Origin of the sequence: Flavobacterium sp. AJR (genome assembly GCF_002156885.1) — a bacterium.
Classification (GTDB): Bacteria; Bacteroidota; Bacteroidia; order Flavobacteriales; family Flavobacteriaceae; genus Flavobacterium.
In genome coordinates this window covers 1-9521 of record NZ_NCWQ01000120.1, presented here as the reverse complement: position 1 = coordinate 9521, position 9521 = coordinate 1, and the positions used below count along the sequence as shown (strand labels likewise).

The 9521-nt window shown below is 33.3% G+C and carries 5 protein-coding genes; all 5 read right to left on the bottom strand.

Annotated features, from left to right (window positions below; all coding sequences use genetic code 11):
* Positions 1 to 240: 240 nt before the first annotated feature.
* The 5 genes from B8T70_RS21775 to B8T70_RS21755 all read right to left on the bottom strand — a co-directional run bounded on the left by B8T70_RS21775 (position 241) and on the right by B8T70_RS21755 (position 9048).
* Positions 241 to 3171: a triple tyrosine motif-containing protein gene (locus tag B8T70_RS21775; protein ID WP_086896216.1), complete on the bottom strand. Its 2931-nt coding sequence runs from the start codon at positions 3169 to 3171 to the stop codon at positions 241 to 243.
* 780 nt (positions 3172 to 3951) lie between these two features.
* Positions 3952 to 5286, bottom strand: coding sequence for an anaerobic C4-dicarboxylate transporter family protein (locus tag B8T70_RS21770; RefSeq protein ID WP_086896215.1), 1335 nt, complete (start codon positions 5284 to 5286; stop codon positions 3952 to 3954).
* Entirely contained in the window at positions 5283 to 6692 is a 1410-nt protein-coding gene (gene aspA / locus B8T70_RS21765) for an aspartate ammonia-lyase (RefSeq protein ID WP_086896214.1), read from the bottom strand. Before aspA ends, B8T70_RS21770 begins: the two co-directional genes overlap by 4 nt.
* A gap of 32 nt (positions 6693 to 6724) precedes the next feature.
* Positions 6725 to 7774: an asparaginase gene (locus B8T70_RS21760; RefSeq protein WP_039114361.1), complete on the bottom strand. Its 1050-nt coding sequence runs from the start codon at positions 7772 to 7774 to the stop codon at positions 6725 to 6727.
* A 32-nt stretch (positions 7775 to 7806) separates the two neighbouring features.
* The gene (locus B8T70_RS21755) at positions 7807 to 9048 is read right to left on the bottom strand and encodes a DcaP family trimeric outer membrane transporter (RefSeq protein WP_123912147.1); all 1242 of its coding nucleotides are present in this window, start codon (positions 9046 to 9048) and stop codon (positions 7807 to 7809) included.
* Between the last annotated feature and the right edge of the window lie 473 nt (positions 9049 to 9521).

The following is a 9521-nucleotide window of genomic DNA, read 5'->3' as shown; positions in this document are numbered from 1 at the left end:
CTTTACTTTTGTAAATCCGTATCATCCGCGTCCCTTTACAGACAATTTAAGTCAGTAACTCTTTGCGAAAAGGAACACGGATAAAACAGATTCGCTTAAGCGAAAACACAGATTAAACGGATTTTCTATCTATTATTTTTAAAAATCCGTTTTTAATCCGCGACTTTACTTTTGTAAATCCGTATCATCCGCGTCCCTATCCGTGTTCATTTATAGACAATTTAAGATTGCGGTTAAGCTTTAAAAGTTGAGTATAAACTCCGTAATATTTGCTTCAGATGAAAGCTGGAGTTTCTTACGAATACGATATCTGGTATCTTCTACTCCTCTAACCGAAATACCTAAAAGTGGTGCTATTTCTTTGGTATTAAAATTCATACGCAAATAAGCACACAATCGCATATCGCGGGGCGTTAATTCGGGATAACTTGCTTTTAAACGTTGGATAAAATTATCGTGTAGCTGATTGAAAATTTCCTCAAACTCATTCCAATGTTTATCTCCTTGCAATTCATGATCAATTATTCGATTGATTTTGGTTAAGAAACCCAAATTTATAGCGGAATCATTCTTTTTATCAATTTGATTAATAAGTTCCTTTATAGATAATAAAATTTCATTAAGATGTATCAAATTGACTGTATTTGAAGCTACTTTGGCATTCTTGAGATTAATTGTAGCTTCTAAGTTTTCACGAATCACATTCATGTTTTCTTGTTCTAATAACAGTTTTTGCTCATTAAATGCTGCTTGGTTTAGCAATAGTTCTTTTTCCTGATCTAGAATTAATTGTTGACGCTTACGTTCTGCTAATTTTTTTTGATATTTAATAATTACATAGATTAGAGTTCCAAAAAGGAATAAATACGTGATGTAAGCCCAACTCGTTCTGTACCAAGGCGGCAGAATTTCGAATTTAAAAACAGCTTCTTCGCTTACTACATCATATATATTCTTGGCTCTTACATGAAAAGTGTATTCGTTTTCGGGTAGATTAGTGTATTCTTTTTCTGTTTGTGGTCCCCAATCAGACCATTTTGGTTCAAAACCTTCTAACCAATATTCATATTTTGTGCCATCGGCATCATCATACCAAAGTGCAGCAAACGAAAAATGAAGTGCATTTTTAGAATAAGGCAAAACTGGATAAAATTTATCATTTGTAGTTATTTCTTTTGCCGAAAGAACATCGTATCTGCTTGAATATAATAGACTGTCTTTTGGAAAAATACTTTTTACTTCGGATATAACTGCTTTGTATTTTAAACCATAACTTTTATTTTTAATACTATTATAATGAATCAATCCGTCTTGAGTGCCAAAAAATACATCTCCCTCTTGAGTAGTTTGTATGTTTTCGAAGCCAGGAATATATAAATACCTCAATTTTCTAAAAGGCAATTCATCTATAGAAAAACCTCCGTCTTTTTTCTGATTGATTCTTCCTGTATTATCTCCCGAAACATACCAAATCGCATTCTTATTGTCGGATTTGAGTAATCTGATGTGATTATTCATACCCAAATACTTTTTAAAAACAGCATCCGGAACCATTCGTTTTGTAGAAGAATCTTGTTTGTAAACCCCTTTTGTAGTACCAAAAAGAATTTGATTATTTAGCTTGACTGTATTCAAAAATATACTCGACGGAAAACCGTCTTTCTTGTCATAAAAATGCATGCTTGCAATACTATCAAATGTATTATTCAATCTTATTTTAAAGATTCCCTTGTATCCATGTGCTATCCAAATATTATCTTCTTTATCAATCGCAATTACTCTGCTACTTTCTTTAAAGCCTTTAATTTTAAACTGATATACCCAAGATTGATTTACCTTTTTTAATAAATATAATCCCGAATATCCTCCAACTAGTAACAAATCGGGATGATTTGGCATAACTATACCTTGCCATACTCCATCTGTTTTTGCGACTAATTTTGCTGCACTTCCGTTTATCTCGAATATTCCGTTTTTTTCGAAAGCCAAAAGTACATTATCAAAAACACCAATGTTCCATACCGTTTCAGACATTCCCGCTACACGCTGAAAATGTATATTTCCGTGTTGCCCAAGTTTGTATTTCTCCCAATCCAACCAAAACAATCCATTATCCGTTCCTATATATAACTTATTTTGATAAATCTGACTGCAATATATTTTGGTTTCGAAGTTTGTGGTATCCAGAATTCTTGATAATGGCGATGAAATTTGAATAAGCGCAATCCCATCTTTAAGTGTTACCCACAAATTACCTGCTGCATCGAGTTTAAGATTGGTAACATACTCATTTTGCAAACCCATTTGCTTATTTATATGCTGAATTAAGCGTCCGTTTTTATCAATAATAATGAGTCCGTTTTCTCGTGTTCCAATAGCATAATATCCATCTGGAAGAAGAATACCAACAGAAACCTGATTTTGTTTTAAAAGATAATCTCCTTCGGTTTTTAAAGGTTTTAATTGGCTATTCTTATAAATAAAAAAGCCGTCTTTTTGAGTTAATAATGTTAGGTTATTTTCGGTTCCGAATAGCTTCAGGATTTTCATTCCTGCAAATTTCGAACCGCCATCAATAGAATTCAACTGATCATCTTTTACTTTAAGTAATCCTTTCTTATTATCTAATACATAAAGATTAGTGTTAATTTTAAAAAACTCATCAAAACTCGTAATGGCTTTTATAACTTGAATTTTATTTTTCTTATAAATAAAAAGAGCTTCGTACGAGAAAAAAATCACTTCATCATTATGAACAATAGTATGCCAAACATCACTAAAATTTCTGGATGAAACTGGAAGTAATTTAACTAAAGATGTATAATCGTATTGACCATTTGGCTGTTTGGTTACAAACCCAAAATCGCCTTGAGCACCTATAAAAATTTTATCGTTTTTATCTATCGCGAGGGAGCGAACCATACTCTTGTTTTCTGGCTGCATAATTATCCCCCATCTTACTCCATCAAATTGTAATAAACCAAAATGATTGGCAAAATACATCATTCCTTGAGAGTCTTGTAAAACATCCCAATTCTCAGAAGCTGCTTTATAGGTTTTAGGGCTATAATTTGTTATAAAAGGAACACCTATTTTCTTAATTTGAGCGTTAAGTACGAAGGTTACAAATAAAATAGAGGTACATAAAAATCTAATTCTAAATTTGATCATTTTGTTTTATACAGTAGGTTATTTTTGGTGCTTTTTACGGCGACAATCCTAAAAAAACTTCTGGGGCAAGAAATTCTTTTAAACAAAAAAAACGTTTTTAGTATTATTCAAAAAGCACTAAAAATTAGTATTTCGAATTAATTAAAAACGAATATATAAAATCAAATATATAAAAAAATATTTTGTAGTAAGGATGTAATAGATTGCTAATTTGAATTTTAGCAGCTGCTTCCTGTAGTAATGGTAGCAGTAATACTTCAAGTAAAAAAAGATTACACAATACTCAAAATTAATCTGTTCATTGTAATTAGTTTTGACACATAGGTAGACTCAACATTAAAAAGGTGTAAGTATTCTTTCACGCAGATTTCAAAAGATTAAAGCTGATATATGCAGATTCATTTACTAAAAAATCTGCTCTAATCTGTACTATCTGCGTGAAAAAAATCTTTTGCTAATTTTAAATCCTTAATCGAAACTTTATAGGTTTAAAATTAATTACACAATACTCAAAATTAATCTGTTCATTGTAATTAGTTTTGACACATAGGTAGACTCAACATTAAAAAGGGGTAAATATTCTTTCACGCAGATTCCAAAAGATTTAAGCTGATATATGCAGATTCATTTGCTAAAAAATCTGCTTTAATCTGTACTATCTGCGTGAAAAAAATCTTTTGCTAATTTTAAATTCTTAATCGAAACTTTATAGGTTTAAAATTAGTAATGATTTGCTTTTCTTGCATTATGAAACAAGAAAAACAAATCATTAATTAAGTACTATAAAAACATGCTTAATAAAAAACCTGAAGCGATAGTTACAGCAATGGTAACAAGTCCGGGAAGCATAAAACTGTGATTAACAACATATTTCCCTATACGAGTTGTGCCTGTACGATCAAAATCCATGGCTGCGACTAATGTAGGATAACCCGGTAATATAAAGTCGGCATTTACAGCTGGAAACATCGCTATAAGATGTGGCTGACCAATTCCTAAAGACAATCCTATTGGCATCATAATTTTTGTTGTAGCAGCCTGGCTAAAAGTCAATGCTCCCATAATAATCAAGGCAAAGGTAAAAGTAAAAGGATACTCTGATGTTATATCTCTAAAAGTGCTTTCTATTAAAGCATTATTTGCTCCCATAAAAGTTGCGCTCATCCATACTACACCTAACACTGATACAATTGCAGTAGCCATTGATGTAAACAAACTCATTTTTGCTACCAACACTGGAGGTGTTTTGGTAATTATCATTATCAATGCCGAAGCCGATAATGTTATCATGATTATTAATCCTGTAAGGTTAATTGCTCCATCTGCTCCTACTGCAAATCCTGCAGTTCCTTCTCCAACATTTGGAATAAATTGCGGAAATGCTCCAAAAAATATGATGAGTAATATGGCACTACCAAAAATAAATACTGCTGTTTTTGCACCTGGTTTTAACTCTCTATTTGTTTCGGATGTTTTGTTTATACTCTCAGCAAATTCAGGATCTTTCATTTTTTCGATAAACTCTGGATCATCATTAAGTTCCTTTCCTTTTTTCCATACCGAAATAACACCAGCTATAATACCTATCATACAAGCAGGAATACATACTTTCATTATATCTACAACTGCTGTAGAATAAGCTAGTATTGCTGCCAATGAAGCCGTTGCTGCACTCATTGGGCTACCCGTAAGTGCCATGTGTGATGCGATAACAGATATACTCAACGGTCGTTCTGGTCGTATTCTTTTCTTGGCTGATACTTCGGCTATAATAGGAAGGAGTGAATATACTATATGCGCTGTTCCTGCAAATAGACATAAGAAGAAAACTGTAAATGGCGCTATGAAAGTTATATACTTCGGATTACGTCTAATAATCATCTCGGCAATACTTACCAAATAATCCAAACCTCCAGCTGCCTGTAAGGTGGCAGCTGTGGTTACAATGGCTAAAATGATAAGAAGTACCGCTATAGGCGGATCGGCTGGACGCATATGAAAAAACAGAACAAAAATAAGTAGTCCTATCATTCCCATAACTCCCAAACCTATCCCTTTAAGTCTTGACCCTATAAGGATCATGGCCATAAGTATAGCGAACTGTACTAATATCATGAAGTGATGAATTTAGGATTAATAAGGTTTTCTATCGAGTAAATCTCCTCCCATTTGTCTTGGGTAATGAGTTTTCTTTCATTTACTACAATATCGTGTATCGATTTACCTGTTTTAAGTGCTTCTTTGGCAATACTTGAAGAAGCTTCGTATCCTAAAATTGGGTTAAGTTGTGTTACAATACCAATACTATTCATTACTAAATCTTTTGCATGTTCCGCATTGGCAGTTATACCTACAATACATTTATCTTTTAAAGTATTACAAGCTTTAGTAAGATACTCTAATGATGTAAACAAGGCAAACCCAATTACTGGCTCCATTACATTTAATTGCAATTGACCCGCTTCTGCTGCCATTGTAACCGTTAAATCGGCACCAATAACATAAAAACAAGTTTGGTTTACTACTTCGGGTATTACAGGATTTACTTTTCCTGGCATAATCGAAGACCCTGGCTGAAGCGCTGGTAAGTTAATCTCATTAAATCCACAACGAGGTCCGCTACTTAATAAACGAAGGTCATTACAAACTTTACTCAATTTAATTGCACTTCTTTTTAGAGTTCCACTTACTTCTACAAAAGCACTTGGGTCGTAAGTAGCTTCAAATAAATCACCTGCAAGCGTAACAGGAACTCCACTTACTTCGGCAAGGTATTTTACACAAAGTTCTGGATAACCTTCTGGAGCATTTACTTTACTACCAATGGCAGTTGCTCCCATATTTACCTCTGTAATCAATCTTTCTGATTGGCGTAAACGAATTACATCTTCGCCTATTGTTGTTGCAAAAGCATTAAATTCTTGTCCTAATGTCATTGGTACAGCATCTTGTAATTGCGTACGTCCCATTTTAATAACATTAGCAAACTCTTTTCCTTTCTGAAAAAAAGCTTCTTGCAGTTGCGCTAAAGCTTCTGTAAAATACTCTATTTTAAGATAAATTGCTATTCTAAAAGCCGATGGATAGGCATCATTTGTACTTTGCGAAAGGTTTACATCATTATTAGGATGAAGGTATTGATACTCTCCTTTTTTATGTCCCATATATTCCAATCCCAAGTTTGCAATTACCTCATTAGCATTCATATTGGTAGATGTACCTGCTCCTCCTTGAATAAGATCACTTATAAACTGGTCTGCAAATTCTCCTGCAATTAATCTATCACAAGCATAAATAATAGCTTCGGCTTTTTTAGCATCTAATACACCAAGATCTCTGTTGGCCATGGCTGCAGCTTTTTTCACATGACCAAAAGCCTTAATAAATAAAGGTTCTGATCCAATAGGAATTCCTGTTATATCAAAATTTTCTTTGGCACGTACTGTCTGTACTCCATAATAACAATTGTCTGGTATTTGTTTTTCTCCAAGAAAATCATGTTCTGTACGAAAGTTACTCATAATGTAATGTGTTAAATTATTAAAAAAGGAAATTAAAAACGGAAGAAATAATCTTGCAGTTCTTTTTTGTTTTTTGATTTTGTAAGTCCAAGCATCAATAATATTCTTGCTTTTTGCGGACTAAGATTATCTGATACTACTGTACCAAGTTCATTGTCATTTGTTTCTCCATCAAGCACTACTCTGCCTTCTAGACAACGGCTTGAGCGACAAACTGCTATATTTGCTTTAGTAGCTTTTTTTATAGCTTCGGTAAAAGCTTTAGAGAAATTTCCGTTTCCAACACCAGCTATTACAATACCTTTTACTTTTTGTTTTACTAAATAATCTATATATTCTGGAGATGCATCGGCATACATATATACAATTTCTACTTTAGGTAATTTTGTATTTTTATTTACTTCAAAAGGTCCTTCTTTTGCTGTTTCTCTTACCGATGATTTGTAATATTCTACACGACCATCATATACTTCTCCAAGTGGTCCAGAATCTGGCGATCTAAAAGCATTTACTTTTGTTGTACTAGTTTTAGTAACTTCTCTGGAATCGTAGATTGATTCATTAAAAGATACTAATACACCACGCCCTTTACTTTTAGGATCTGCAGCGACAGTAATTGCATCAAAAAGATTTTTAGGTCCATCTGCACTTATAGCTGTTGCCGGACGCATAGATCCTGTAATTACAACAGGTAATTCATGCGGTAAAACTAAATCAAGAAAATAAGCTGTTTCTTCCTGAGTATCTGTACCATGCGTTATAACGACACCATCTGCCTCATTTTTACTAAATATTTCATTAATACGTACAGCTAGTTTTTTCCATATTTCAATACTCATATCCTGACTACCTACAGAAGATATTTGTTCTCCGCTAATATCTGCAATAGCGTTTATACTCGGAATACTTCCTATAAGATCAGCTACAGGAATTTTACCCGCAGTATATCCAGCTCTATCCGAAGATTTTCCTTCGCCTGCTATAGTTCCACCCGTGGCAAGAATTATGATTCTGGGCTTTTGTTGTCCAAAGGCCAAAGATGTTGCAATACACAACAAAAATACAAGTACTAATTTTTTCATTTTTTAAAATATTTATTTGGTTAATCCTGATATTAGAAATTAAATAGCATCCCAAAATTGATGCGAACGGCGTTAGCTCCTTGTGTACTTCCATCGGCATATTGCAATTGTTTGTACCCTATTTGTGGTTCAAGTGCAATTGTTAGAAAATCAAAGAAGTCATACGATGCGTTAAGCGTAAACTGGTAATTTGTCATTCGGTCCCAACCTGCTAGTGTGCCTGCTCCATCATAAAAATGATTGTAAGAAGCCATAACCATCGAGTGAAACTTTTTATTAAAGAAACGTTCGTACGAAATAAAACCAGCATGTACAGGTAATAGATCTAGTTTTCCTGAAAAATCTGATCTGGCAAAACCATCAAGACCTGATCCTCCTATGGCCAGAAAATAATCACTAATTCCCTTACCGATTGTCCATTGTGCTTGTAGATTATTTACTAAACCTGATTTTTTTCTAAAAAATATACTTGTCATGGCAGTAACACCACCACCACTTTGAGAATCAAATTCAAACTCTGTTTTTCCAGCTGCAATATCCTCAGAGTCATAAGCAATACTGCGATAGAGACCTGATAATTTCATGAAACCTCCGTTATCAAAAGCATATCGTATACCAGCTACAGCATCGGGAGCTCTAGAGGGAGCATAATCTACACCATAAGTTGGACTTAACGTATAATCATACAAACGGCGCGGCTCCATATACTCTGCCGAAAGCATAAAAGAGGTATGTCCATTTTCTTTAAAAAGACCTGTGTAACGTACTTGAATCCTACGAGAAAGTACCATACCAGTAGGCCCATCCCAATCTAATAATGGCGAAGGCCATAAGGATGAATCTCCAAAATTTGACCACGTTTGTCCTACTGTCCAATGATCATACTGAACATAAGCATGACGCAGCCTAAACTGAGACGTATTATTAGCACCTTCAAAATCTGCTTCTAACATTGATTTTAATTCTTTACCATTATTTAATTGTATCGTGCTAACAAAACGCAATTGCGACTGTCTCATATCCATACTAAAAGAAGGTATATCTAAACCCGAAACATCGTTTTTATGTATAAGAAACGAACTATTACCCGCAAGGCTTCCCTTAATATCATAAATACCATTTAATTTAAGCCTTCCTATAAGTCTGGCAGTAACTTTGGGTTTTCCGTTCAAAGTATCTTTAGACTCTACAGCCATTAATTGGGCATTTAATGAGTTGGATAACAATACACAGGAACAAAAAAGAACCAATAGCAAAAGTTTGTTTTGTTTCATAAATTATATAAATAAGGGGGGTATAATAACGAAGTTTAATTACTTTCTTTTTGGGAATAGTTTATATAATTACACCCTTACAGATGTATTAACAACGGTATAGGATAAATTAGAATTTCTATCTAGATAAACTATTAGAAAATTGCATTGTGGTATTGTAGACGGGCCTAAAAATTTAATCCATTCTAATCGGATTAGGCTTATTGCTATAACAAAGCTTGTATTAAAACGCAAAAACATCAGTCGGTTAAAAGGTATCTTTTTCATACAATTCCTAAGATTAGATTTAGTATACAAAATCGTTGATACAAACAAATATAAAAATAAATACCGCAAAATCTTACAAAAAATAATTTGTTTGTTCTTAAATATTTGCCTATTACATAATAACAGGGGTGCTTATTTTTTAATACTTCATTATTAATAGAATATTATGGCTAAATATTAAAGAATAAACAATGCTTAATTTTTAG

What these genes read in the sequence shown, in the direction of transcription:
- B8T70_RS21775 (WP_086896216.1), bottom strand. Translation starts at nt 3,171, where the DNA reads ATGATCAAATTTAGAATTAGATTTTTATGTACCTCTATTTTATTTGTA.
- B8T70_RS21770 (WP_086896215.1), bottom strand. Translation starts at nt 5,286, where the DNA reads ATGATATTAGTACAGTTCGCTATACTTATGGCCATGATCCTTATAGGG.
- aspA (WP_086896214.1), bottom strand. Translation starts at nt 6,692, where the DNA reads ATGAGTAACTTTCGTACAGAACATGATTTTCTTGGAGAAAAACAAATA.
- B8T70_RS21760 (WP_039114361.1), bottom strand. Translation starts at nt 7,774, where the DNA reads ATGAAAAAATTAGTACTTGTATTTTTGTTGTGTATTGCAACATCTTTG.
- B8T70_RS21755 (WP_123912147.1), bottom strand. Translation starts at nt 9,048, where the DNA reads ATGAAACAAAACAAACTTTTGCTATTGGTTCTTTTTTGTTCCTGTGTA.